28 protein-coding genes and 2 tRNA genes are annotated in these 22,037 nt (G+C 71.6%); 17 read left to right on the top strand and 13 right to left on the bottom strand.

The features are described 5' to 3' along the window. Positions 1-37 precede the first annotated feature (37 nt). From EIY87_RS01930 to EIY87_RS01900, 7 genes are all read left to right on the top strand, one after another. Positions 38-127 (top strand) — tRNA-Ser (locus EIY87_RS01930). Positions 128-176: 49 nt separating this feature from the next. Further along, positions 177-250 (top strand) — tRNA-Arg (locus tag EIY87_RS01925). 118 nt (positions 251-368) lie between these two features. After that, complete coding sequence (locus EIY87_RS01920; RefSeq protein ID WP_225439639.1) at positions 369-1,013, top strand: HEAT repeat domain-containing protein; 645 nt, start codon at positions 369-371, stop codon at positions 1,011-1,013. Beyond that, positions 1,007-2,002 (top strand): HEAT repeat domain-containing protein, encoded by a 996-nt coding sequence (locus tag EIY87_RS01915; protein WP_125305899.1) that lies wholly within the window; start codon positions 1,007-1,009, stop codon positions 2,000-2,002. The genes EIY87_RS01920 and EIY87_RS01915 overlap by 7 nt, the downstream gene beginning before the upstream one ends. A gap of 91 nt (positions 2,003-2,093) precedes the next feature. Further along, positions 2,094-2,750 carry a DUF4097 family beta strand repeat-containing protein gene (locus tag EIY87_RS01910; RefSeq protein ID WP_125305898.1) on the top strand — a complete coding sequence of 219 codons (657 nt, stop codon included), beginning with the start codon at positions 2,094-2,096 and terminating at the stop codon, positions 2,748-2,750. A gap of 213 nt (positions 2,751-2,963) precedes the next feature. Continuing rightward, positions 2,964-4,595: a glycosyl hydrolase family 18 protein gene (locus tag EIY87_RS01905; RefSeq protein ID WP_125305897.1), complete on the top strand. Its 1,632-nt coding sequence runs from the start codon at positions 2,964-2,966 to the stop codon at positions 4,593-4,595. After that, positions 4,592-5,941, top strand: coding sequence for a cellulose binding domain-containing protein (locus EIY87_RS01900; protein WP_125305896.1), 1,350 nt, complete (start codon positions 4,592-4,594; stop codon positions 5,939-5,941). The genes EIY87_RS01905 and EIY87_RS01900 overlap by 4 nt, the downstream gene beginning before the upstream one ends. A 55-nt stretch (positions 5,942-5,996) precedes the next feature. Here EIY87_RS01900 and EIY87_RS01895 read toward each other — a convergent pair whose 3' ends face one another. The 3 genes from EIY87_RS01895 to EIY87_RS01885 all read right to left on the bottom strand — a co-directional run bounded on the left by EIY87_RS01895 (position 5,997) and on the right by EIY87_RS01885 (position 8,132). Beyond that, positions 5,997-6,200, bottom strand: a complete 204-nt coding sequence (locus EIY87_RS01895) for a DUF6186 family protein (RefSeq protein ID WP_125305895.1) — start codon at positions 6,198-6,200, stop codon at positions 5,997-5,999. Next, positions 6,197-6,766, bottom strand: coding sequence for a hypothetical protein (locus tag EIY87_RS01890; RefSeq protein ID WP_125305894.1), 570 nt, complete (start codon positions 6,764-6,766; stop codon positions 6,197-6,199). The genes EIY87_RS01895 and EIY87_RS01890 overlap by 4 nt, the downstream gene beginning before the upstream one ends. Before the next feature lie 64 nt (positions 6,767-6,830). Continuing rightward, on the bottom strand, positions 6,831-8,132 hold the full coding sequence (locus tag EIY87_RS01885) for an aspartate aminotransferase family protein (protein WP_125305893.1): 1,302 nt from the start codon (positions 8,130-8,132) through the stop codon (positions 6,831-6,833). Positions 8,133-8,219: 87 nt separating this feature from the next. Here EIY87_RS01885 and EIY87_RS01880 point away from each other — a divergent pair, with 87 nt between their 5' ends. Then, positions 8,220-9,122 carry a LysR family transcriptional regulator gene (locus EIY87_RS01880; RefSeq protein WP_125305892.1) on the top strand — a complete coding sequence of 301 codons (903 nt, stop codon included), beginning with the start codon at positions 8,220-8,222 and terminating at the stop codon, positions 9,120-9,122. Here the strand turns inward: EIY87_RS01880 and EIY87_RS01875 are convergent, their stop codons facing one another. Both EIY87_RS01875 and EIY87_RS01870 read right to left on the bottom strand, forming a co-directional pair. Continuing rightward, positions 9,123-9,590: a hydrogenase maturation protease gene (locus tag EIY87_RS01875; protein WP_125305891.1), complete on the bottom strand. Its 468-nt coding sequence runs from the start codon at positions 9,588-9,590 to the stop codon at positions 9,123-9,125. Positions 9,591-9,628: 38 nt separating this feature from the next. Continuing rightward, complete coding sequence (locus EIY87_RS01870; RefSeq protein ID WP_125305890.1) at positions 9,629-10,672, bottom strand: tetratricopeptide repeat protein; 1,044 nt, start codon at positions 10,670-10,672, stop codon at positions 9,629-9,631. Between the two features lie 175 nt (positions 10,673-10,847). On the opposite strand from EIY87_RS01870, the gene EIY87_RS01865 reads away from it, so the two are divergent. From EIY87_RS01865 to EIY87_RS01850, 4 genes are all read left to right on the top strand, one after another. After that, the gene (locus EIY87_RS01865; RefSeq protein WP_125305889.1) at positions 10,848-11,522 is read left to right on the top strand and encodes an HNH endonuclease family protein; all 675 of its coding nucleotides are present in this window, start codon (positions 10,848-10,850) and stop codon (positions 11,520-11,522) included. A gap of 10 nt (positions 11,523-11,532) precedes the next feature. Further along, positions 11,533-12,174, top strand: a complete 642-nt coding sequence (locus tag EIY87_RS01860; protein WP_125305888.1) for an alpha/beta fold hydrolase — start codon at positions 11,533-11,535, stop codon at positions 12,172-12,174. Positions 12,175-12,356: 182 nt separating this feature from the next. Further along, positions 12,357-13,103 carry a 3D domain-containing protein gene (locus EIY87_RS01855; protein WP_125305887.1) on the top strand — a complete coding sequence of 249 codons (747 nt, stop codon included), beginning with the start codon at positions 12,357-12,359 and terminating at the stop codon, positions 13,101-13,103. Positions 13,104-13,112: 9 nt separating this feature from the next. Beyond that, positions 13,113-14,432: a cellulose binding domain-containing protein gene (locus EIY87_RS01850; protein WP_191983912.1), complete on the top strand. Its 1,320-nt coding sequence runs from the start codon at positions 13,113-13,115 to the stop codon at positions 14,430-14,432. Positions 14,433-14,512: 80 nt separating this feature from the next. Here the strand turns inward: EIY87_RS01850 and EIY87_RS01845 are convergent, their stop codons facing one another. Together EIY87_RS01845 and EIY87_RS01840 are read right to left on the bottom strand one after the other, a co-directional pair. Then, positions 14,513-15,151 carry a nitroreductase family protein gene (locus EIY87_RS01845; protein WP_125305886.1) on the bottom strand — a complete coding sequence of 213 codons (639 nt, stop codon included), beginning with the start codon at positions 15,149-15,151 and terminating at the stop codon, positions 14,513-14,515. A gap of 18 nt (positions 15,152-15,169) precedes the next feature. Then, complete coding sequence (locus EIY87_RS01840) at positions 15,170-16,147, bottom strand: aldo/keto reductase (protein WP_125305885.1); 978 nt, start codon at positions 16,145-16,147, stop codon at positions 15,170-15,172. A gap of 47 nt (positions 16,148-16,194) precedes the next feature. Here EIY87_RS01840 and EIY87_RS01835 point away from each other — a divergent pair, with 47 nt between their 5' ends. Beyond that, complete coding sequence (locus tag EIY87_RS01835) at positions 16,195-16,674, top strand: MarR family winged helix-turn-helix transcriptional regulator (RefSeq protein WP_404800010.1); 480 nt, start codon at positions 16,195-16,197, stop codon at positions 16,672-16,674. Here the strand turns inward: EIY87_RS01835 and EIY87_RS01830 are convergent, their stop codons facing one another. From EIY87_RS01830 to EIY87_RS01820, 3 genes are all read right to left on the bottom strand, one after another. Continuing rightward, entirely contained in the window at positions 16,675-17,094 is a 420-nt protein-coding gene (locus tag EIY87_RS01830) for an ATP-binding protein (protein WP_125305883.1), read from the bottom strand. A gap of 62 nt (positions 17,095-17,156) precedes the next feature. Further along, positions 17,157-17,936: a SigB/SigF/SigG family RNA polymerase sigma factor gene (locus EIY87_RS01825; RefSeq protein WP_125305882.1), complete on the bottom strand. Its 780-nt coding sequence runs from the start codon at positions 17,934-17,936 to the stop codon at positions 17,157-17,159. After that, the gene (locus tag EIY87_RS01820) at positions 17,933-18,349 is read right to left on the bottom strand and encodes an ATP-binding protein (protein WP_125305881.1); all 417 of its coding nucleotides are present in this window, start codon (positions 18,347-18,349) and stop codon (positions 17,933-17,935) included. The genes EIY87_RS01825 and EIY87_RS01820 overlap by 4 nt, the downstream gene beginning before the upstream one ends. 163 nt (positions 18,350-18,512) lie before the next feature. On the opposite strand from EIY87_RS01820, the gene EIY87_RS01815 reads away from it, so the two are divergent. The 3 genes from EIY87_RS01815 to EIY87_RS01805 all read left to right on the top strand — a co-directional run bounded on the left by EIY87_RS01815 (position 18,513) and on the right by EIY87_RS01805 (position 20,243). Then, positions 18,513-18,821 (top strand): WhiB family transcriptional regulator, encoded by a 309-nt coding sequence (locus EIY87_RS01815; protein ID WP_125305880.1) that lies wholly within the window; start codon positions 18,513-18,515, stop codon positions 18,819-18,821. A gap of 218 nt (positions 18,822-19,039) precedes the next feature. Then, on the top strand, positions 19,040-19,393 hold the full coding sequence (locus EIY87_RS01810; RefSeq protein ID WP_086862300.1) for an STAS domain-containing protein: 354 nt from the start codon (positions 19,040-19,042) through the stop codon (positions 19,391-19,393). A 61-nt stretch (positions 19,394-19,454) separates the two neighbouring features. Further along, complete coding sequence (locus EIY87_RS01805) at positions 19,455-20,243, top strand: metal-dependent hydrolase (RefSeq protein ID WP_125306006.1); 789 nt, start codon at positions 19,455-19,457, stop codon at positions 20,241-20,243. Here the strand turns inward: EIY87_RS01805 and EIY87_RS01800 are convergent. Further along, positions 20,206-20,685 (bottom strand): nuclear transport factor 2 family protein, encoded by a 480-nt coding sequence (locus EIY87_RS01800; RefSeq protein WP_125305879.1) that lies wholly within the window; start codon positions 20,683-20,685, stop codon positions 20,206-20,208. The two genes, EIY87_RS01805 and EIY87_RS01800, sit on opposite strands and share 38 nt — an antisense overlap. Then, positions 20,673-20,813, bottom strand: a complete 141-nt coding sequence (locus EIY87_RS47535; protein WP_158641274.1) for a hypothetical protein — start codon at positions 20,811-20,813, stop codon at positions 20,673-20,675. The genes EIY87_RS01800 and EIY87_RS47535 overlap by 13 nt, the downstream gene beginning before the upstream one ends. Before the next feature lie 97 nt (positions 20,814-20,910). On the opposite strand from EIY87_RS47535, the gene EIY87_RS01795 reads away from it, so the two are divergent. Further along, positions 20,911-21,471 carry a TetR/AcrR family transcriptional regulator gene (locus EIY87_RS01795; protein WP_125305878.1) on the top strand — a complete coding sequence of 187 codons (561 nt, stop codon included), beginning with the start codon at positions 20,911-20,913 and terminating at the stop codon, positions 21,469-21,471. Here the strand turns inward: EIY87_RS01795 and EIY87_RS48225 are convergent. Then, the gene (locus tag EIY87_RS48225) at positions 21,445-21,576 is read right to left on the bottom strand and encodes a helix-turn-helix domain-containing protein (RefSeq protein WP_225439646.1); all 132 of its coding nucleotides are present in this window, start codon (positions 21,574-21,576) and stop codon (positions 21,445-21,447) included. The two genes, EIY87_RS01795 and EIY87_RS48225, sit on opposite strands and share 27 nt — an antisense overlap. Between the last annotated feature and the right edge of the window lie 461 nt (positions 21,577-22,037).

Below are 22,037 nucleotides of genomic sequence, written 5' to 3'. Positions count from 1 at the left end.
GGTGTGTAACCTATCTGAGCAGTGGTCGTTGGGCCCAGGAGGCTTCGCCTAGTCTGGTCTATGGCGCCGCACTGCTAATGCGGTTGGGGGTAACCCCCCCTCCCGGGTTCAAATCCCGGAGCCTCCGCTGGTACCCGGTTCGCTGGGTGCTAGGTTAGAAGAGAACAACTGAACACGCGCCCGTAGCTCAGCTGGATAGAGCATCTGACTACGGATCAGAAGGTCAGGGGTTCGAATCCCTTCGGGCGCACGTCTGGTTGAGACAGCAAGAAGACCCCCTCGCGAGAGGGGGTCTTCTTCTTTTTCCACCAACTTGCTTGACCTTCACACTGTGACAACCTCTTCACTGCGGGGAGGAGGTGGTCACCGTGGACCCGACACAGCTGAGTGCCGCGAACTCGTCGGCGCGGTTGCAGGCCGCGCTGGCGGTGGGGACGCGCGCCGACCCCGGGGACGTCGGGGCGCTCGTTGCGCGGTGCGCCGTCGAGCCGGACTTCTTCGTGCGCGACATGCTCACCTGGGCGCTGACCCGGCTCCCCGCGGCCGTCGTCGTGCCGAAGCTGCTCGGGGAGCTGCGGTCCGAGCGGCCGCAGGCGCGGAGCCAGGCGCTGCACACGCTGTCCAAGATCGGCGACCGCGCGGTGTGGCCGTCGATCACGCGGGCGTTGCTGCACGACGCCGACGAGGAGGTCGCGCGCAGTGCGTGGCGGGCTGCCGTCGTCCTCGTGCCCGAGGACGAGCGGGGTGCGCTCGCCGTGGACCTGGCCGCGCAGCTCGGCCGCGGGGACCGGGCCGTGCGGCTGAGCCTCAGCCGGGCGCTCGTCGCGCTCGGGGACGTCGCCGAGGACGCGCTGCGGACCGGACTGGCGAGCCTCGATCCCGCGGTGCGGGCGCACGCCCGTGCCACGCGGAAGCTGCTGCGCGACCCGGACGCCGGGTTCGACCTGGGTGTCGACGAGGCGAAGCGGGTCGTCGCGCTCGGGCCGGAACGCGCCGGGGGAACGGCGTGCTGATCGGTGAGGTGGCCCGCCGGTCCGGGGTGAGTTCGCGGATGCTGCGGCACTACGACTCCCTCGGGCTGGTGCGGCCGACCGGGCGCACGGTCGGCGGCTACCGCGAATACTCCGAAGCGGACATCCGCCGGATCTTCCACGTGGAAGGCCTGCGCTCGCTGGGGTTGTCGCTGCGGCAGGTCGGCCGCGCGCTCGCGGATCCCGCCTTCACGCCGTCCACTTTGGTCGGTGACCTGATCCGGCGGACCGAAGAACGGCTGAAGCGGGAACGCGAGCTCCTCGACCGCCTGCGGGCGATCGACGCTTCGGCGTCCTTCGGCTGGGAGGGCGTGCTGCGCGTCATCGAACTCCTGCACGGCCTGGATTCGCCCAGCCCGGCGAGCCGGCAGCAGGCCGTCCTGGCGCCGGCCGACGACGTGCCGCTGCCCGCCGAGCTGCTGGCCAAGGCCGTCCTCGCCGAACGCGACCCGTTCGTCGCCGGCGCCCTGCGGTGGGCGCTGGCGCGGGCGGGCGGCGACGGACTGGCGGGCGTGGCGGCCGGGATCCGCTCGGCCGACGCCGACGTCCGGCGCCGCGCGGTGCTGGCGATCGCTTCGCTGCCCGGCGACGAAGCGACCGAAGTGCTCACCGCCGCGCTCGACGACCCGGACCCGGACGTGCGCACGCGCGCGGCGCTGGCCGCGGGGAACCGGGGCGTGACGGCCGCCGTGCCGGTGCTCGTCGGCATGGTGGTCGAGGGCACGAACGACGTCGAGGCGTCGGAGGTGCTCGGAACGCTGTCGCTCGACCCCGGGTGCGGCGAACGGATCCTGGCCGCGCTCGCCGCCGAGCTCACCGCGGACACCGCCGTGCGGATCCGCCTGGCGCAGGCACTGGCCGAGCTGCCGGGGCCCGGCCCCCGGGACCTCCTGCGCCGGCTGGCCGCCGACGACGACCCGACGGTCGCCCTCATCGCCACCGCCCTCGCCGACGCGCGGCCCGCTGACTGAGCCGCGTCAGCGCGGTGGCCACGCCGTGTCAGCGGTCCCGGCGATCGTCGTTCTCACACCGAGAGAACACGATCGCTCAGGAGACACCGCCATGACCACGTTCCCCACCCCCGCCCCGATCGCCGCCGTCGTGACCGTCCCCGCGGCGCGCGTCCGGTTCGTCGCCACCGACCGCGCCGACACCACGGTCGAGATCCGGCCCGCGGACGCGGCCAAGCCCCGCGACGCGAAGGCCGCGGAGCAGACCACCGTCGACCACGGCGACGGCGTCCTGCGGATCACGGCCCAGGCGAAGAACCAGTACTTCGGCCTGTCCGGCGTCATCGACGTGACGGTCGGCCTGCCCACCGGCTCCCGCGTCGAGCTGAAGTCGGCCGACGCCGAATTCCTGGCCGTCGGGCGCTTGGGTGCGGTGGTCGTCGAGACGGAAAGCGGCTCGATCGACCTCGACGAAGCCGCGACCGCCCACGTCACCACCCGCGCCGGCGACATCTCGATCGGCCGCCTGACCGGCGACGCGGAACTCCGCACGAGCAAGGGCGACCTCCGGGTCGTCGAAGCCGGCCCCGGCACGGTGCGGCTGCACACCGAGGCGGGCGACATCGAGATCGGGGCCGGGGTGTCGGCCGCGCTGGACGCGGGCACGTCCCACGGCCGGATCCGCAACTCGCTTAAGAACAGCGGGGGTGCGGAGCTGACGATCCACGCGACGACCGCGGTCGGCGACATCACCGCGCGCGGCCTTTGAGGGGCGGGGTCTCCGGCTGCTTTCCGTAACTGGACTAGACCAGTGAGGTGCCTCCTTCCGGGCCGCTCACCCACCCTTCGGCACGGTGCGTAGTTGTTCTTCCATAATTGGTCTGGACCACGTACCGTTTTCGCGAAACGGCGCAAAACACCGGCCTGGTCCCCGCCGTCGGTGTTGGTGTCCGCCGTCCCGCACCTGGCTCAAGGGAGAGCAATGTCCAGAAAGAGATGGCACCTCCTCGGTCTGTTCACCGCGGTCGGCGCGATCGCGGTCGGTCTCGTCACCGTGCCGGCGAGCGCCGCCGGTGGTGTCGGGGCCAGCTTCAGCAAGGGCTCCGACTGGGGCACCGGGTACGAAGGCAAGTACACGATCAACAACGGCTCCGGCGCGACGCTGCCGAGCTGGACGGTCGAGTTCGACCTCCCGTCCGGTGCCAAGATCTCCTCGCTGTGGGACGGCAGCTACACCGCGTCCGGGCAGCACGTCACCGTCAAGAACAGCTGGAACGGCAACGTCGCCAACGGCGCCAGCGCCAGCTTCGGCTTCAACGTCAGCTACTCCGGCACCTACTCGGCGCCCGCCAACTGCAAGCTGAACGGCGGTTCGTGCGACGCCGGCGGTGGGACCCCGACCACCACGCCGACGACGCCGACCCAGCCGACCACCACCCCCACCACACCGACCACGCCCACCACGCCGCCGACGACCACCACGCCGCCGCAGCCGGGTGGGCTGAAGAACGTCGGCTACTTCGTGCAGTGGGGCGTCTACGGGCGCAACTACCACGTCAAGAACATCGAGACCTCGGGTTCGGCGAGCAAGCTGACCCACATCAACTACGCGTTCGGCAACGTCAAGAACGGGCAGTGCACCGCGAACGACGACCCGTACGCCGACTACCAGAAGACCTACGACGCCGCGGGCAGCGTGGACGGCGTCGCCGACACCTGGGACCAGCCGGTCGCGGGCAACTTCAACCAGCTGCGCAAGCTGAAGAAGCTGCACCCGGGCCTCAAGGTCATCTGGTCGTTCGGTGGCTGGACCTACTCCGGCGGCTTCGGCCAGGCTTCGCAGAACGCCGCCGCGTTCGCGCAGTCCTGCTACAACCTGCTCAAGGACCCGCGCTGGGCGGACATCTGGGACGGCATCGACATCGACTGGGAGTACCCCAACGCGTGCGGCCTTTCCTGTGACACCAGCGGTGCCGCGGCCTACAAGAACCTGATGGCCGCGCTGCGGGCGAAGTTCGGCTCGTCGTTCCTGATCACCTCGGCCATCACGGCGGACGGCAGCAACGGCGGCAAGCTCGACGTCGCGGACTACGGCGGCGCCGCGCAGTACGTCGACTGGTACAACGTCATGACCTACGACTACTTCGGCGCCTGGGCCGCGCAGGGCCCGACGGCTCCGCACTCGCCGCTGACGAACTTCACCGGCATCCCGACCCCTGGCTTCTACTCCGACGCGGCCATCCAGAAGCTGAAGAGCAAGGGCGTCCCGTCGAGCAAGCTGTTGCTGGGCATCGGGTTCTACGGCCGCGGCTGGACCGGCGTCACGCAGAGCACCCCGGGCGGCACCGCGACCGGCCCCGCGCCGGGCACGTACGAGCAGGGCATCGAGGACTACAAGGTCCTCAAGAACACCTGCCCGTCGACCGGCACCTTCGCGGGCACCGCGTACGCCAAGTGCGGCAGCAACTGGTGGAGCTACGACACCCCGGCGACCATCGGCGGGAAGATGTCCTACGCCAAGCAGCAGGGTCTCGGCGGCGCCTTCTTCTGGGAGCTGACCGGGGACACCACCGGCGGCGAGCTCATCACCGCGATGAAGAACGGCCTGTCGTGAGGCGCCGGTGGTTGCCCGCGCTCGGGCTGGCGGCCGCGGCCGCCACGATCGGCGCGATGTTCGTGATCGCGCCGGCGAACGCGGCGGGTGGCGTGTCCGCGACCTTCACCAAGGGCTCCGACTGGGGCACCGGGTACGAAGGCAAGTACACGATCAACAACGGCTCGGGCGCGACGCTGCCGAGCTGGACCGTCGAGTTCGACCTGCCCAGCGGCGCGAAGATCTCGTCGCTGTGGGACGGCAGCTACACCGCGTCCGGCCAGCACGTCACGGTGAAGAACTCGTGGAACGGCAACGTCGCCAACGGTGCCAGCGCGAGCTTCGGCTTCAACGTGACGTACTCCGGTTCGTACGTCGCGCCGTCGAACTGCAAGCTGAACGGGGGCTCGTGCGCCGCCGGGGGCACACCCCCCACGACCACGACGCCTCCTACGACGACGACCCCGCCGACGACCACCACACCGCCCCCGCCGGGTGGCCGCGGTGCGCCGTACCTCTACATGGGCTGGGGTAGCCCGCCGAACCCGCAGACGGTGATGAACGCGACCGGGATCAAGTGGTTCACCATGGCGTTCATCAACGCCAGCGGTGGCTGCAACCCGGCGTGGGACAGCAGCCGTCCGCTTTCGGGCAGCGCGGACGCGAACGCGATCGCGCAGATCAAGGCGGCGGGCGGCCAGATCGTCCCGTCGTTCGGCGGCTGGAGCGGCAACAAGCTCGGCCCGAACTGCTCGACGCCCGCCGCGCTGGCCGGCGCCTACCAGCAGGTGATCAACGCCTACGGGCTGAAGGCGATCGACATCGACATCGAGAACTCCGACGAGTTCGAGAACGAGGCCGTGCAGGACCGCATCCTGAACGCGCTGAAGATCGTCAAGCAGAACAACCCGGGGATCCAGACGATCCTGACCTTCGGCACGTCGACGACCGGCCCGAACTACTACGGGAACCGGCTCATCGACCAGTCGAAGGCCCTGGGCGCGAACGTGGACGTGTACACGATCATGCCGTTCGACTTCGGCGGCGGCGCGAACATGTACAACAGCACGGTGAGCGCGGCGAACGGCCTGCGCGACAAGCTGAAGTCGACGTTCGGGTGGTCCGACGCCACGGCGTACGCCCACCTCGGCATCTCGGGCATGAACGGCCTGTCCGACCAGCAGGAGCTGACCGATCTCTCGACCTGGACCCAGATCACCAACTGGGCCAAGACGAACAAGATCGCGCGCCTGGCGTTCTGGTCGGTCAACCGCGACCGGGGCTGCCCCGGCGGCGGCGTCCAGTCGGCGTGCAGCGGCATCGCCCAGAACGACTGGGACTTCACCAAGGTGACGGCGGGCTTCTGACGTCGTCGTGAACGAGGCCTCCTTGCCAGCTCCCCGGGCCGGCAAGGAGGCCTTTTCACCGCCCCACGAAGAAGTGCCAGCCGACCCACCACCAGGCCAGCACGAACGCGATCCGCGCGCTCCGGCGCCGCATCACCACGGCCAGGACGCTCGTCAGCTTCGGGACCCGCTTCGGGGCCACGTGGCTGGCCACGCCCAGGCCGATCGCGGCCAGGACGATCAGCCCGAAGCCCAGCTCGGTGACGATCCGGGTGCTCACGACCGCCTCGCCAGCGCCGCCGCGCGGAGCATCGCGAGACCGGCCGCGAGCCAGCCGGTGATCGCCAGTGCCTGGACCCAGCGGCTGGTCAGCAGCGGGTCGACGAGGTCGCTCATCGTCGGGTGGGTCTCCGACAGCCCGCCCGCCGCCTGCTCGTAGACGAACGACAGCAGCTCCCAGCCGCACCACGAAAGCGCCACCGCCGACCACAGCCACGCCCGGCGCGGGACCGGGCGGTCGGCGGGCAGCGACGGGTCGCGCCACTCCGCGAACAGCGCCACCAGGCCGATCGCCGAGATGGCGACCGCCACCGGGAGGCTGTCGCGGCCGAACGCCAGCACCAGCAGCCCGGCCGCGACGACGGCGAACCCCGGCACGCGGAACGGATCCCCGAGGACCGCGGTGTCCGCGCGGGGGCGCTCGGTCACCAGGAGCGCCAAGGTGACCGCGAGGAAGATCAGCGCGTCCTCGGGTGCGCCGCGGATCCAGTGCGCGATCGCCGCGAGCGTGAGCGCGACGACCGGCAGGTCGACGGTGAGCGGGTGACTGCGGAAGCCGAGAGCCATGGCGTAGCTCCTTCGCGACACAGTTTCCTGTTTGAACGTCGCGCCGGGCCCGCGGATTCCCCGGTCAGAGCGTTTTGACGACGTCGCCGATCGCCTGGTCGAGGATCTCCAGGCCGAGCCCGATCTCCTCGTCGGACGCCGTCAGCGGCGGCGCGATCCGGAACACCCCGCCCATCCCCGGCAGCTGCACGATGTTCATGTGCAGCCCGAGTTCGAGGCACCGCCGGGTGACGCGGGCGCCCAGCTCGTCCGAGCTGCGCTTGGTTTCGCGGTCCACCACCAGTTCCAGCCCGGCCAGCAGGCCGCGGCCGCGGATGTCGCCGACCACCTCGTGCCGGGAAGCGAGTTCCTCGAGGCCGCGGCGAAGCAGCGCGCCCAGGGACAGCGCCCGCGCGTCGAGGCGGTCGCGCTCCAGCACGTCGAGGACCGTGTTGCCGACCGCCGCCGGGAGCGGGTCCGAGACGTGCGTGGTGAAGAACAGGAAGCCGCGGTCGTGCGCCTCCTGCTCGATCGCCGCGCTCGTCAGCACCGCGGCCAGCGGCAGGCCCGCGCCGAGCGTCTTGGACAGCGTCAGGATGTCGGGGACGACGCCGTCGCGCTCGAACGCGTACCAGGTGCCGGTGCGGCAGAGGCCGGTCTGGGCTTCGTCGAGGATCAGCAGCATGCCGCGTTCCCGGCACTTCTCGGCCAGCGCGGCGAAGTAGCCGGGTGGCGGCTCGATGACGCCGCCGGAGCTCAGGATCGGCTCGGCGAGGAACGCGGCCAGGCTGCCGACCGACTGCGCGTCGATCAGCTCGAACCCGAAGTCCAGCTGGCGCCGCCAATCCAGCCCGCCGGACGCGTCGGTGAAGTCCGGGCGGTAGGTGTTGGGGACCGGGATGGCGAAGTTGCCGGGCGCGGCCGGCCCGTACCCCTTCCGGCCCGCGCTGTACGTCGCGCTCGCCGCGGCCTGGGTCATGCCGTGCCACGAGCGGGCGAACGAGACGATCTCGTGCTTGCCGGTGACGAGCTTGGCCATCCGGACGGCGGCCTCGTTCGACTCGGCGCCGGTGGTCAGCAGCAGCGCCTTCTCCAGCGGGTCCGGCAGCGTGCCGGCCAGGCGCCGCGCGAGGTCGACGACCGGGCGGCTCAGCATGCCGCTGAACAGGTGGTCCAGCTTCGCGGCCTGCCGCCGGACGGTCTCGACGATCTCCGGGTGCGAGTGCCCGAGGATCGCGCTCATCTGGCCGGAGGTGAAGTCGAGGACGCGGCGGCCGTCTTCGGTGAAGACGAAGCTGCCCTCGGCGCGGTCGATGATTTCGCGGGTGAACGCGCCGCCGTACCGCACGAGGTGCCGGTCGGCGTCGTCCCAGAAGGATGCGGCCATGGCTGCGACGGTAAGTCCGCGCCGAGCGCCACGTCCATCTCACGATTCCGGCTTTGTTGTTCGGTTTCGCCGCACAAGAATGGCGGCATGCTGAACCCGTGGCGGCTGTCGCTGCTGAGCAAGCTCGACACCCTGGGCACGGTCCGCGCGGTGGCGCAGGACGCCAACCTGAGCGCGTCCAGCGTGTCGCAGCAGCTCGCGGTGCTCGAGGCGGAAACCCGCACCCAGCTGCTGGAACGCACCGGCCGCCGGGTCCGGCTGACCCCGGCCGGGCTGGTGCTGGCCCGCCGCGCGCGGGCGATCCTCGACCACATGGACACCGTCGAGGCCGAGCTGCGCAGCCTCGGCGGCGAGCCGGCCGGCCTGGTCCGGCTCGGCGCGTTCCAGAGCGCGATCCACACCCTCGCCGTCCCGGCGGTGACCCGGCTGGCGCACCCGCACCTCGAGGTCCAGCTGCTGGAGCTGGAGCCGCACGAGAGCATCCCGGCCCTGCGCGGCGGCCACGCCGACGTCATCATCACCACGACCGACTTCGTCGAGCAGCCGCTCGGCCCGGACCTCGACATCGTCCCGCTGGCGACGGACCCGATCGTGCTGGTCACCCCGCCGGACGCCCCGCGCGGCCCGGCGGTCCTGTCGGCCTACGCGGACGCGCCGTGGGCGCTGGACGTGCCGCAGTCGTACATGGCGAACCTGACGCTGCGCCTGTGCCGCGAGTCGGGTTTCGAGCCGCGCGTGGTGTGCCGCTTCAGCAACTACCTGATGACGCTGCAGCACGTCGAGGCCGGCCTGTCGATCGCGCTCCTGCCGGGCCTGGCGGTCGACCGCCGCTACCGGGTGGCGACGCGCGAGCTGTCGACCCCGGTGACGCGCACGATCACGGCGGTGGTCCGACGCGGGACGCCGTTGCGGGCCGGGGTGAACGTCGTCCTGGACGCGCTCCGGCAGCCGCCGGACCTGCCGGACCTGGCGGAGTGGGCCGGGCCGTGATCAGACCTCGGTGCGCACCCGCGCCGGCAGCTCCGGGGTCGCGCCCCACGCCAGCTCGGTGACCGCGCGCACCGCGGCCGGGACCGCGGCCTCGACCTCGGGGGACAGGCCGATCCCGCCGTCGACGCACGCCGGTTCGCAGCCCAGCACCAGGACGCGGCCCGCGTCGCCGCCCAGCAGCCGGAGCAGCTGGAAGATCGCGTCGCCGCGGAGGGCGTGGGTGTCGATGCCCTCGGCGAGCGAGAGCGTGCCCGGTGGCCGGCCGTGCGGGGTGGCGTCCAGCAGGATCGTCGTGTCGTAGCCGCCGGTCAGGTCGTAGGCCAGGTGGACCGTCGCGATGTCGTAGTCCGCGATCTGCACCCACGGTGGCAGGCCCGCCCGGTCCAGTTCCTTCAGCACTTCGACGCCGAAGCCGTCATCACGCAAGAAGATGTTGCCGATGCTCGCGACCAGGACTCGTGGCCTCATCCGTCCAGGCTAGAACTGTGAATTGGCTCACACAATAGTCAGACGTGGTGCTCGCGGTCGTCCTGCACGGTCTCGGCGCGGGCCAGCCACTGCTCGGCCTCGTGGGCGGCGCCGCGCGAACGCAGCATCCGCGCGAGGCTCAGCATGCCCTGGACGTCGCCGGTCCGGGCGGCGCGGCGGAACCACTCCTCGGCCTCCGCGAAGTCCTCGCGGTGCTCGGCGAGGTGGCCGAGGTTGGTGAGCGCCGGGACGCTGCCGTGCTCGGCGGCCTTGCGGTACCAGGCGGCGGCTTCGCCCTCGTCGCCGCGGTTGCGGGCCAGCACGCCGAGGTTCGTCATCGCCGCCGGGTCGCCGCGCTCGGCGGCGTCGAGGTACCAGCTCTCCGCCTCCTCGAGGTCGCCGCGGCGGTGCAGGAGCAGCCCCAGCCGGACGATCGCCTCGCTGTTGCCGCCGGTCGCGCCCTGGCGGTACCACGATTCGGCGTCACCCGGCCTGCCGAGCCGTTCGGCCTGCCTGCCGAGCTGGCACGTGGCGGCGAGGTCACCGGCCTGCGCGGCCGAGCGCCACCAGCGGGCGGCTTCGGCGGCCTGGCCGCGGTCGCGCAGCACGATGCCCAGGTCGATCATCGCGCTGGTGGTGCCGGCCTCGGCGGCCTGCCGCAGCCACGACTCGGCCTCCTCGCCCCGGCCCTGCTCGCGGAGCAGGTGCCCGAGCGCGGCGATCGAGGGCAGGTCACCGGTGCGAGCCGCCTCGCCGTACCAGTGCTGGGCCTCGTCGCGCTTGCCCTGCCGCTCGTACGCGCGGGCGAGGTTCAGCATCCCGTGCGGCTCACCGGCCAGGGCAGCTTCGTGGTACCAGCGCTCGGCTTCTTCCTGGGCGCCGCGCTCGGCCAGCAGGTGGGCCAGCGACGTCATCGAGACGCGGTCGCCGCCCATGGCGGCCTTGCGGAACCAGCTCTCGGCTTCGGCCAGCTCCCCGCGTTCGCGCATGGCCGAACCCATCCTGGCCATGGCGACGACGTTGCCGCCTTCCGCGGCTTTGCGCTGGAAGAACTCGTCGAACTTCTTGAGCCGACCGGGCATCGGCTGCTCCCTCCGGATGGGTCCTGCTCCGGTAGTCGCAGTTCCTGGGCCCGGTGTGACACCGCCGTGGGTGGGCGAGGTCACATTCGCGCCAGGTCGTCGTGTCGGCGCGGTTGTCCCCGGCCGGCACGGGTGAGACTACGCCGCGCCCCCGCGCAGGTGAGAGGAGAAAATCTTGGCGGCCCGCAGCTTTCGGCTCAGCGTGACGCAACGGATCCTGCTGGTAGTCGCGCTCCTCGCGGTCGCGCTCTTCGGGTACTGGGTGACGAGCAGAGGGGCGGGCGCGACCCCGCCGTCCACCGCGGGCCCGGTGCCGGTGAGCGCCGCCGACGCGCAGAAGCAGCTCGACGAGCTGGAGATCGCCGCGCGGACGTCCATGGACGGCTACTCGCGCGAGAAGTTCAAGCACTGGGACAGCCAGGGCGGCGGCTGCGACACCCGCGAGGTCGTCCTCAAGCGCGACGGCAAGGACGTCCAGACCGACAAGGACTGCAAGGCGACGTCCGGGACGTGGACCAGCATCTACGACGGCGAGACGTGGACGAAGCCGACCGACCTCGACATCGACCACATGGTCCCGCTCGGCCAGGCGTGGGCCAGCGGCGCGAAGACGTGGACGGCCGAGAAGCGCGAGCAGTTCGCCAACGACCTGACGCGGCCGCAGCTGTTCGCCGTCACCGACAACGTCAACCAGCAGAAGAGCGACAAGGCGCCGGACCAGTGGAAGCCGCCGCTGGTGTCGTTCTGGTGCACCTACGCGACCGACTGGATCGTGGTGAAGCACTACTACGGCCTGACGATCACGCAGGGGGAGAAGACCGCCTTGACGGACATGCTGCGCCGCTGCTGAGCTGCCCGCCATGACGACTTTCGCGCTGATCCACGGTGGTGGTGGCAGCGGCTGGGACTTCCACCTGCTCGGCCCCGAGCTGGTTGCCCGCGGCCACGACTTCGTGGCGCCGGACCTGCCGATTACCGATCCGGCGGCCGGGCTTTCTTCGTTCGTCGACACCGTGCTGGCGGCGTTGGGCGATGCGTCGGACGTCGCCGTCGTCGGGCATTCGTACGGCGGGTTCACGGCGCCGCTGGTCGCCTCGAAGGTGCGGGCGCGGCTGCTCGTCTACCTGGCCGGGATGATCCCGGCGCCGGCCGAGCCGCCGGGGCAGTGGTGGGGCAACACCGGCTTCGCCGCGCCGTCCGGGCTGTCGGAGGCCGAGCAGTTCTTCAACGGCGTCCCGGCCGAGCTGGCCGAGCAGTGCCAGGCGCACGGCCGCGAGCAGGTCAGCAAGGAGTGGGACGAGCCGTGGCCGCTGGCCGCCCACCCGGACGTCCCGACGCGGGTGCTGCTCTGCCGCGACGACCGGTTCTTCCCGCCGGACTTCCAGCGCCGCGTGGCCCGCGAACGGCTGGGCGTGACGCCGGACGAGATCGACGGCCCCCACTGCGTCACCCTCAGCCACCCGGCCGAGCTGGCCGACCGCCTGGTGAGCTACCTCGGCTGAGCCCCGGCGGCTCGCTCGGCGGCGGTCGCCGACCGGAGCGGCCGCTGAGCCGTTCGGGTACCGCAAAACTTAAAGGTCTAGACCTATTGACTGTGTGGTCCAGGCCACTTAACGTCGTTTTCCAGCGGTGAACCCGCTCGCGTCACCTCCACCCCGGTCCCCACCATGGAGGTTTCCCCGTCATGCGCTCCGTCCGGGTCCTCGCGCTGGCGGCCTTGGCCGCCGGCGGTCTGCTCGCTCCCGCCGCGCCCGCTTCGGCCGCGGTTTTGCCCACCTGCCAGCACTTCTACCCCGGTCCCATCCCGGACCGCCCGGTCACCGGCGGGCACGGGCCCGGCACGCTCGTCGGCGCCGTCGACGTGACGAACCGGCTGCCCGCGCCCGGTTCCGTCAGCGGCGGGCTCGGCGCCGACGGCCGGGTCACGTTCACCTTCGCCCGCGTCTCCGGCGCGAAGGCGTACCGCGCGTTCCGCAACGGCCAGGCCCTGCAGTGGATCAGCGACTGGGGCCAGCCGACGCTCACCGTCACCGACGCGAGCCCGTGCCAGGACGCGAACTACCAGCTCTACGCGATGACGGCGGAGGACAACTCGCCCGGCTCGCTCGGCCAGATCTCGACGGCCTACCGCCTCGACACCGGCAACCGGCTCGCGCCCTACCGCATCCCCGCCGGCACGACGCTGAACTACCGCGTCACGTCCTACAACGACGTCGCCCAGACCGCGCTCGGCTACACCGCCGGGCCGGGCTTCTGCGCCGTCGACGCCCGGATCATCCCGTGGGGCACCCGGTTTTCGGTCCCCGGCTACGGCGAGTGCTACGCGGCGGACATCGGCAGCTGGATAAAGGACGACATCGTCGACGTCTGGCTGCCCGGCGCCCAGGCCGACGCCTGGGGCATCCAACGGCTCACCCTGACCGTCCACTGAGGAGGGACCGTGAAAGCCAAGCTCGCACTCGCCGCGACGATCCTCTCGGTGGCGACGGTCCTCGTCGTCTCACCCGCCACCGCGGCCACCGCGCCGTCGGCGGCGTTCTCGGCCGACTCGAACTGGGGCTCCGGCTACCAGGCGAAGTACACGATCAGCGCGGGCACGTCGGCGCTGACGAGCTGGAAGCTGGAGTTCGACCTGCCGGCCGGGTCCACGCTCGGGTCCTATTGGGACGCGCTCGACACCCCGAGCGGCGCGCATCACTCGTTCGCCAACCGCGAGTACAACGGCAGCGTCGCGGCCGGGGCGTCGACGAGCTTCGGATTCCTGGTCAGCGGCAGCGGGTTGCCCGCGAACTGCAAGCTGAACGGCCAGCCGTGTGCCGGTACGACAGTGCCGACGACCACGCCCACCACCCCGTCGACGACGACCACCACCACCACGCCGCCGACCGGGGGCAGCGCGCGCGTTTCGCCGTACATCGACATCACGATGGCGACGCCGTCGCTGGTTTCGGTGGCGAACGCGACCGGGCAGAAGAACTTCACGCTCGCCTTCGCGCTCGGCAGCAGCCTCGGCTGCGACCCGCAGTGGGGCGGCACGGTCCCGCTCCTGGATTCACGGATCATCAACGACGTCAACGCGTTGCGCGGTTTGGGTGGCGGCGTGACGGTCGCCTCCGGTGGCGCGCTCGGCCCGTACCTGGAGAACGTGTGCGGCTCGGTGGACGCGCTGTACAACGCGTACGTGAAGACGCTCGACGCCGTGGGCAGCAACAGCCTGGACGTCGACGTGGAGGCGTCGATCCCGACCGCCATGGTCAACCAGGCCCTGCTGCGGCTCCAGCAGCAGCGCGGCACGCACATCAGCTACACGATGCGGATCCAGGGCCAGGACTACGGGATGGACCCGTTCTCGGTGCAGATCCTGCAGGACGCGGCGTCGCGCGGGCTGAACGTCGTGGTCAACCCGATGCTGATGGACTTCGGCTACAGCGGCTCGTGGGGCGACGCGCTGATCTCGGCGGCCAACGCGACGCTGGGTCAAATGAAGACGATCTGGCCGGCGAAGTCCGACGCGGAGCTCAAGGGCCTGCTCGGCCTGACCCCGATGATCGGCCGCAACGACACGGGCTCGATCACCGACCAGGCGGCGGCGCGGCAGCTGCTGTCCTACGCGCAGGCCAACCACGTGGCGAGCATCGGCTTCTGGTCGGCGGGCCGCGACAACGGCGGCTGCCCCGGCGGCGGCGCGGTGGCGACCTGCTCGGGGATTTCCCAGTCGCTGTACGAGTTCACGAACATCTTCAAGGCCTACACCGGTTGAGCCTCCCGCCCGCCGAAAGGCGGTGAAGGCCTCCTTGCCGACGTCCCCCTATGCCCCGGCAAGGAGGCCTTCACGGGCGGTCACCAGCGGTCGAGGTGCAGCACCTCTTCCAGCGGCTGCCGCGCCGCGGGCTTGAACGTGTCGCCGGTGTAGAACGCCGTCGGGATCAGGGCCGCCTGGTGCACGTTCTTCGGCAGCCCCAGCACCTCGGCCGCTTCCTGCTCGTACTTCAGGTGCAGCGTCGTCCACGCCGTGCCGAGCGTGACCGAACGGGCCGCCAGCATGTAGCTCCACACCGCAGGCAGCAGCGACGCCCACAGGCCCGCCTGGTTGCCGGCCGGCAGTTCCGCGGACGCCGTCTCCAGGCACGGCACCACGAGCACCGGGACGTCACCCATCCGGTCGGCCAGGTACGCGACGCTGTCGCCGACCCGCTGCTGCACCGGGGCCCGCGCCGGGTCGTCCGCGAACTGCTTGCCCGCCGCGTTCGGCGACGCCAGGTACTCGTGGCACGCGCGGCTGTAGATCCGCCCGAGCGCGGCGCGCTGCCCGGCGTCGGTGACCACGAGCCACTGCCACCGCTGCGTGTTCGAGCCGCTCGGCGCCTGCAACGCCACCTGCACGCAGTGCTTCACCAGGTCGAGCGGCACGGGACGGTCCAGGTCGAGCCGCTTGCGCACGGTCCTGGTGGTGGTCAGGAGCTCTTCGGGCGTCATCATCGGCCCATCATGCCGGGCTCACCAGCGATCGTGCACCAGCGGCCGGATCAGCTCGTCGTACGTTTCGCGGACGCCCGCCAGCGCCTCGGGGGACAACGCGGGCAGCGCCGCCGCAGCGGTGTTCGCCGTGGCCTGCGCGGCGTTGCGGGCGCCCGGGATGACCGTGCTCACGCCCGGCTGGTCGATGATCCAGCGCAGCGCGAACTGCGCCAGCGCCTGGCCCTCCGGCACCAGCCCGCGCAGCCGCTCGACGGCCGCCAGCCCGGCCTCGTACGGCACGCCGGAGAACGTCTCGCCGACGTCGAACGCCTCGCCGTGGCGGTTGAAGTTCCGGTGGTCGTTCTCGGCGAACGTCGTGTCAGCGGTGTACCGGCCGGACAGCAGGCCCGACGCCAGCGGCACCCGCGCGATGATCCCCGCGCCCGCCTCCGCCGCCACCGGCAGCACGCGCTCCAGGGGCTTGAGGCGCAGGCAGTTCAGGATGATCTGGACGGAAGCCACGTGCGGCCGCGCCAACGCCGTCAAGGCCTCCTCGCACGTCTCGACGCTCACGCCGTACGCCTTGATCCGGCCCTCCTCGACCATCGCGTCGAGGGCGTCGTACACCGCGTCGGAGGAGTACACCGGCGTCGGCGGGCAGTGCAGCTGGACCAGGTCGAGCGTGTCGACGCCGAGGTTGCGGCGCGACCGGTCGTTCCACTCGCGGAAGTTCGCGGCGACGTAGTTCTCCGGCACCTGCTCGGCCCGGCGGCCCATCTTGGTCGCCACGAAGACGTCACCGCGGTCGGCGAGGAACCGGCCGACCAGCCGTTCGCTGCGGCCGTCGCCGTAGACGTCGGCGGTGTCGAAGAAGGTGACACCGTTGTCGGCGGCCGCGTGCAGCACGCCCAGCGCGTCGTTCTCGTCGACCTCGCCCCAGTCGGCGCCGAGCTGCCAGCAGCCGAGCCCGACGACGGACACCTCGCGGCCCAGCCGGGCGATCTTCCGGTTCTCCATACCGCGATCCAAGCACACGCCCCCGCCTATGATCGGCCGTCATGGCCATGACTTCGGGTCCGGACGGGCTCGGGACCCGGATGCGGCACGTCCTCGAAATCCTCGAGGGCGACGTCGCACGGTTCCTCGCCGACATCGGCCTCGACGACTACCGCCCGCGGTACTCGCCGGTGGTGCGGGCGCTTCTGGCGCGCGGCCCGCTGGCCATCCGCGACCTCGCGGCGGAGATGCGCGTGACGCACTCGGCGGCCAGCCAGACCGTCGCGCAGATGAACCGGGCCGGGCTCGTCGCGCTCGAACCGGGTGCCGACGCCCGGCAGCGGATCGTGTCGCTCACCGCGAAGGCGCGTGACCTGCTGCCGCTGATCGAAGCGGAGTGGGCGGCGACGACCGAGGCGGCGGAAGCGCTGGAAGCCGAGCTGCCGTACTCGCTGCGCGCGCTGCTGGACGCGATCGTCGAAGCGCTCGACCGGAAGCCGTTCCGGGAGCGGATCGGGGAGACCGAAGCCGCGCGCGAGCTGCGCTGATCAGGCGTCCGGGAGGCGGAAGACCGCCCAGACGTACTTGCCGCCCGGGCAGCGTTCGAAGCCCCAGTCCACCGACAGCGCCTGGACCAGCACCAGCCCGCGGCTGCGCGCCTGTGCCGGGATCGGCTCCCGCAGCTCGGGCAGCAGGGCGCCGATGTCGTAGACGCGCAAGGTGAGGGTTCCCTCGGCGTACTCCAGCTCCAGCCGCTGCGGCCGCTCGCCGTGCTCGAAGGCGTTCGTGACCAGTTCCGACGTGGCCAGCAGGACGTCGTCCAGCGCGCGCTCGGGCACGCCGAAGCCGAGCAGCGCCGTCCGGACCTCGTGGCGGGCCAGCGCGGGGGCGGTGACGTCGGCCGGGAGGAGCACCTTGAGCGGGGCGGCGGCCGCGGCGGTGTGCTGCGGCAGCTTCGACGTCGTCATCCGGTCCCCCTCCCAGTGAGTTCGGTACCGCCCGCGAAGTACCCAAGCGGGTCAGCGGCTAATCAGGTGCCTTCGGCCAGCTCGGATTCGTCCAGGCCCGAACGCAGTTTCTTCAGCGTCGCAGCCAGCAACCGCGACACCTGCATCTGGGACACCCCGACGCGGCGCGCGATGTCCGATTGGCTCATCCCGGAGCCGAACCGCAGTGCGACGATCTTGCGCTCCCGGTCCGGCAGGCTCTCCAGCATCGGGCGCAGCGCCTCCCGCAGCTCGGCCTGGCCCAGCTCGGCGTCCGGCGCCCCGAACCGGGTGTGCGCGGCGTTCTCCAGCAGGTGGTCCAGCGAAGCGCCGTAGCGGCCCTGACCGGCGCGAAGCCCCTCGTAGACGTCTTCGACGGGCACGCCGAGGCGGGCCGCGATCTCACTCGGCTTGGGCGCGCGGGAGAGCTGCACGGTGAGCTCTTCGCGCGCGGCCGAGATGTTCGCGTTCAGCTCCTTGAGCCGCCGCGGCACCCGCACCGACCAGCTGTTGTCCCGGAAGTGGTGGCGCAGCTCCCCGGAGATCGTGGGCACCGCGAACGCCAGGAAGTCCGTCCCCTGGTCGGGGTCGAACCGGTCGACGGCGTGGATGAGCCCGACGGTGGCGATCTGGACCAGGTCCTCCATCGCCTCGTCGCGGTTGCGGAACTTCCGGGCGAGGTTGCGCGCGAGCTCCAGGTGCACCCGCACGAGGGTGTCGCGGACGCGGTCGCGTTCCGGCGAGTCCGCCGGCAGCGCGGCGAGCTGGGCGAACAGCGCCTCGACGTCCGGTTCGCCGCCGCCGCTCTCGGCGGGACCGCTCACGAGTCCGCCACCTGGCTTTCCCGGACCAGGTCGACCCGGGACAGGTAGCGGCCGTTCTCCGGCGTGATGGTGCGCTCGGCCGTCGTGGCGAGCGCGGTCAGCAGCTGCCACGAGAGCCCGGTGTCGTCCTCGTGGTCCGGGCTGTCCGAAAAGACCGATACCGAGACCTCGATGCGCGGCCCGTTCCACGAGAAGACGCACGTGAGCTTCCCGTCGGCGCTGGCGGGGAGCAGCAGCGAGCAGGCTTCGTCCACCGCCATCCGGAGGTCCTCGACGGCGTCGAGGTCGAAGTCCTGGCGCATCGCGATGTCGGCCACGATGGTCCGCAGCGTGGGCACGACGTGCGGGATCGCGGCCGTCCGCACCTCGATGACCTGCGCGCCTTCCGGGACGAGCGGGGCGTTGTCCTCCACGTTTGTTCCTTTCTCCGGCTCGCGCTGCGGGGGTCGGCGGTGTCCTCTTCACGCCCGGTCAGCGAGATGCCCGTGGGGTGAGCAAACCAAACCCGGGTTTGATCCGCTCCACCGGCGGGCATGTAGCCGTCGACATGCTGATCCTGGGAAAGGCGGGGACGACATGGCTGACGTGAGCCGGCTGCCCAACGTGGTTGCTGAAGAGTGGGAATGGCAGCTGCACGGCTCGTGCCGCGGTGCGGACAGCAGCCTGTTCTTCCACACCGACAACGAGCGGGGTTCCGCGCGCGAGCGGCGCGAGTCGCGGGCCAAGGCCATCTGCCAGACCTGCCCGGTGCTGGCGCAGTGCCGCCGGCACGCGATGACGGTGCAGGAGCCGTACGGCATCTGGGGCGGCCTCGGCGAGATCGAACGGCGGCAGCTGTTCCTCCGCCAGCGGCGGGCCGCGCGGAAGACCGTGAGCGCGCACTGACCAGGCACGATTCAGACGCACGTGAACAGCTCGCGCGAAAGGGCGGCGGCCGTGGCGGGCTCGGCCGCTTGCTGGGTTAGGGTTGGCCCCGGAGTTGCCTTGACCGTGCCCGGCGCGGGGTTCTGCCCCGGGCTGTGGAAGGCACGGTGACACGGTTGCCGCTTGAGACAGCAGGCGCGTACCCGGCGCAGGAGCAGCGCCTGACGAGGAGAAACTGCATGCCCGCAGCCGACCAGAACGCCACCCCGCCCGGGTTCGGCATCACGCTGGACACCGACGCGACGGAGCCCCGGGTGGTGGTCACCGGCGAGCTCGATCTGCTCACCAGCCCGCAGCTGCAGGAGGCCCTGGCGGGGCTGATCGCGGACAAGCGCGCGCAGCGGGTCGTTGCCGATCTGACCGGGGTGACCTTCTTCGATTCCTCCGCGCTGAACGTGGTGCTCCGCGCACAACGCCAGGCCGGCGAGCAGGACGTCGAGCTCGAGGTCGTCCCGAGCCCCGCGGTGAGCCGTGTGATCGAGCTCACCGGCGTGGCCGAACACCTGAGCGTGTCGGAGGACCCCCAAGCCTGACCGCCCGCTACGGTTCCGCGGAGCGATTTTCGCGCGTGGACCTTGGGGGCGGCACGAAATGATGGGGCGGACGCACGCCCTGACCGGCTGGTGCGCGGGCTTGGCACTGGCACCCGCGGTCGGGGTGGGGTCGGTGCACCAGGCGGTGGTCTTCGCGGCCACCACGGCGGGTTTCGCGCTGCTGCCCGACCTCGACCACCCCGGCGCGAGCGCGTCCCGCCTGCTGGGCTGGCTGACCGGCGCCCTGTCGTGGCTGCTGAGGCGGGTCTCGGCGGCCTTCTACGCGCTGACCAAGGGCCCGCGCGACGAGAAGGTCACCGGCCAGCACCGGCACCTCTCGCACACGGTCCTCTTCGCGGCCGGCCTGGGCGCCCTGACGTCGTGGGGCACGGCCGCCGGCGGCCCGTGGGCGGTCGTCGGCGTGGTGGTCTTCGGGCTGATGCTGGCCGAAGGCGCGCTGGGCGACTGGCTGCTCCCGGTGAGCGGCGCCGCGGTGGCGTGGTGGTTCTTCACCGCCCCGCCGGACCGCGCGGGCGAGCTGGCCTCGATCTCGGGCTGGCTCGGCATCGCGGTCGCGGCGGGCTGCCTGACCCACTGCCTCGGCGACGCGCTCACCGAGTCCGGCTGCCCGTTCCTCTTCCCGATCCCGATAGCGGGCGAGACCTGGTACGAGCTGGGGCCGCCGAAGGCGCTGCGCTTCAAGACCGGCAAGAAGGTCGAGAAGCGCCTGGTCTTCCCGGTGTTCGTGGTGCTCGGCGTGCTGCTGGTGCCCGGGGTGTGGGACTGGTCGGTCAGCACGGTCGAGCGGCTGTTCACCCCGCCGGCGTCCCAGCAGGCGACCACGCCTTGAGCCGTTCCGCGGCCGCGGCCGCGGCGGTGTCGGTGTAGTCGCGGCTGTGCGTGATCCGGCCGTCTTCGACGGTCAGCACCATGACGTAGGAGACGGCGAAGGCCTCGCCGCGCACCTCCTGGTGCAGGTCGAACTCCGCCACGAGCTTCCGCGGGTCCGTGGTCTCGTGGACCACGACGTTGGCGGCGCCGGTGACCCGCCGGAATTCGCCGGCCGCGCGGAAGCGGCGCCGGAGTTCTTCGCGGCCCTTCGACACGCGGGGCACGCCGGGGAGGGTGAAGGGCATTTCCAGCGTGACGTCTTCGGCGTAGAGGTCGGCGAGGTCGTCCCACCGGTTCTCGACCGAGGCGGCGAGGAAGCGGTCGAAGACCTCGCGCGTGCCGAGGGCGGTGTTCGGGTTGTCGCGGTGCGTCGTGACCTCGCCGTCGGTCACCGTGACCACGCCGCTTCCCGCACGTCGAGCGTGTGCGTTCGGATGCTGGCGGCGAAGAGGTCCGCGAACGGCTCGGTGTCGAGAGCGGACATACCAAACCGGACCAGCCGGGCGATTTCAGGCACGGTGCGAGCCATTGGAATTCTCCTGGAAGACTGGGCGTTGAATCGGAACGGTGCACCCGCTTACGACGATACGGAGCAACCACTCCGGTTGTCAACGAGGAGAAGCTTGATGGAGAAGATGCGCGCGGACGCCCGCCGCAACCGGGCCAAGGTCCTGGCCGCCGCGGAAGAGGCGTTCGCCGTCGACGGGCTGGCCGTTCCGCTCGACGACATCGCGCGGCTGGCCGGCGTCGGCGCCGGCACCGTCTACCGGCACTTCCCCAGCAAGGAAGCGCTGTTCCAGGCCGTCGTCCTCGAGCGCATCCAGCAGTTCGCCGACGAAGCCCGTGACCTCGCCGAAGCGGAGGAGCCCGGGGAGGTCTTCTTCGACTACTTCGTCCGCGTCATCCACCAGGCGTCCCTCAACCGGGCGATTTGCGACGCCCTCGCCGAATCGAGCGGGCACGCCTTCAAGGCCGGCGCGGGCGACGACTTCCGCGCGGGCTTCGCGCGGCTCCTCGAGCGGGCGCAGGCGGCCGGCGCCGTCCGGCGGGACATCGATGGGGACGACCTGCGCGCGCTCATCGTCGGCTGCCTCGCCGTCGAGCGGTACACGCCGGGCAGCGCGCACCTCGTCCGCGTCGTCGTCGACGGGCTGCGGGCGTCAGCCGCTCAGGGCGATGTCGCGTAGCTGCGCCCGGCTGGCGATGCCGAGCTTCGGGAACACCTTGTACAGGTGGTAGCCGACGGTGCGCGGGCTGAGGAACAGCCGCGCGCCGATCTCCCGGTTGGACAAACCCCGCCGCGGCCAGCTCCGCCACCTGGCGCTCCTGGGCGGTCAACGGCCCGGCCGTGGGCGCGGCCGCCCCCGCCGCCCGCAGCTCACGGCGGGCCATCGCCGCCCACTCGGCCGCGCCAAGGCTTTCGAACAGCTCCAACGCCGTCCGCAGCGCCACCTTCGCTTCGGTGATCCGGCGCTCGCGCCGCAGCGACTGACCACGCCGGAGGCTGCCGCGCGCCCGCTCGAAGGGCCGGTCGTCGGGTGGGACGGGGGCGAGCCCGCCGGACGCCGCTTCGGCGAGGTCGAGCGCGGCCGCGGCGGCGACGTCCCGGTGCCCCGGCGACGTGAGGCGTTCCACGGCCGGTTCGTACTCGCCGCGGGAGAGGTGCAGTGCGCCCAGCGCCCACCGGGCCTGCGCCGCGGCCAGCGCGTTGTCCTGGGCCGGCGCTTCGCCCAGCACGAGCTTCGCGTGCGCC

The sequence above is a fragment of the Amycolatopsis eburnea genome, assembly GCF_003937945.1.
Lineage (GTDB): Bacteria > Actinomycetota > Actinomycetes > Mycobacteriales > Pseudonocardiaceae > Amycolatopsis > Amycolatopsis eburnea.
Note: the sequence above shows the minus strand (reverse complement) of the source record. Positions and strands in the feature narration are given on the sequence as shown.

What these genes read in the sequence shown, in the direction of transcription:
- EIY87_RS01805 (WP_125306006.1), top strand. Translation starts at nt 19,455, where the DNA reads ATGGGGCGGACGCACGCCCTGACCGGCTGGTGCGCGGGCTTGGCACTG.
- EIY87_RS01830 (WP_125305883.1), bottom strand. Translation starts at nt 17,094, where the DNA reads ATGACGACGTCGAAGCTGCCGCAGCACACCGCCGCGGCCGCCGCCCCG.
- EIY87_RS01815 (WP_125305880.1), top strand. Translation starts at nt 18,513, where the DNA reads ATGGCTGACGTGAGCCGGCTGCCCAACGTGGTTGCTGAAGAGTGGGAA.
- EIY87_RS01880 (WP_125305892.1), top strand. Translation starts at nt 8,220, where the DNA reads ATGCTGAACCCGTGGCGGCTGTCGCTGCTGAGCAAGCTCGACACCCTG.
- EIY87_RS01855 (WP_125305887.1), top strand. Translation starts at nt 12,357, where the DNA reads ATGCGCTCCGTCCGGGTCCTCGCGCTGGCGGCCTTGGCCGCCGGCGGT.
- EIY87_RS01860 (WP_125305888.1), top strand. Translation starts at nt 11,533, where the DNA reads ATGACGACTTTCGCGCTGATCCACGGTGGTGGTGGCAGCGGCTGGGAC.
- EIY87_RS47535 (WP_158641274.1), bottom strand. Translation starts at nt 20,813, where the DNA reads ATGGCTCGCACCGTGCCTGAAATCGCCCGGCTGGTCCGGTTTGGTATG.
- EIY87_RS01845 (WP_125305886.1), bottom strand. Translation starts at nt 15,151, where the DNA reads ATGATGACGCCCGAAGAGCTCCTGACCACCACCAGGACCGTGCGCAAG.
- EIY87_RS01875 (WP_125305891.1), bottom strand. Translation starts at nt 9,590, where the DNA reads ATGAGGCCACGAGTCCTGGTCGCGAGCATCGGCAACATCTTCTTGCGT.
- EIY87_RS01890 (WP_125305894.1), bottom strand. Translation starts at nt 6,766, where the DNA reads ATGGCTCTCGGCTTCCGCAGTCACCCGCTCACCGTCGACCTGCCGGTC.
- EIY87_RS01885 (WP_125305893.1), bottom strand. Translation starts at nt 8,132, where the DNA reads ATGGCCGCATCCTTCTGGGACGACGCCGACCGGCACCTCGTGCGGTAC.
- EIY87_RS01810 (WP_086862300.1), top strand. Translation starts at nt 19,040, where the DNA reads ATGCCCGCAGCCGACCAGAACGCCACCCCGCCCGGGTTCGGCATCACG.
- EIY87_RS01835 (WP_404800010.1), top strand. Translation starts at nt 16,195, where the DNA reads ATGACTTCGGGTCCGGACGGGCTCGGGACCCGGATGCGGCACGTCCTC.
- EIY87_RS01905 (WP_125305897.1), top strand. Translation starts at nt 2,964, where the DNA reads ATGTCCAGAAAGAGATGGCACCTCCTCGGTCTGTTCACCGCGGTCGGC.
- EIY87_RS01840 (WP_125305885.1), bottom strand. Translation starts at nt 16,147, where the DNA reads ATGGAGAACCGGAAGATCGCCCGGCTGGGCCGCGAGGTGTCCGTCGTC.
- EIY87_RS01910 (WP_125305898.1), top strand. Translation starts at nt 2,094, where the DNA reads ATGACCACGTTCCCCACCCCCGCCCCGATCGCCGCCGTCGTGACCGTC.
- EIY87_RS01870 (WP_125305890.1), bottom strand. Translation starts at nt 10,672, where the DNA reads ATGCCCGGTCGGCTCAAGAAGTTCGACGAGTTCTTCCAGCGCAAAGCC.
- EIY87_RS01795 (WP_125305878.1), top strand. Translation starts at nt 20,911, where the DNA reads ATGGAGAAGATGCGCGCGGACGCCCGCCGCAACCGGGCCAAGGTCCTG.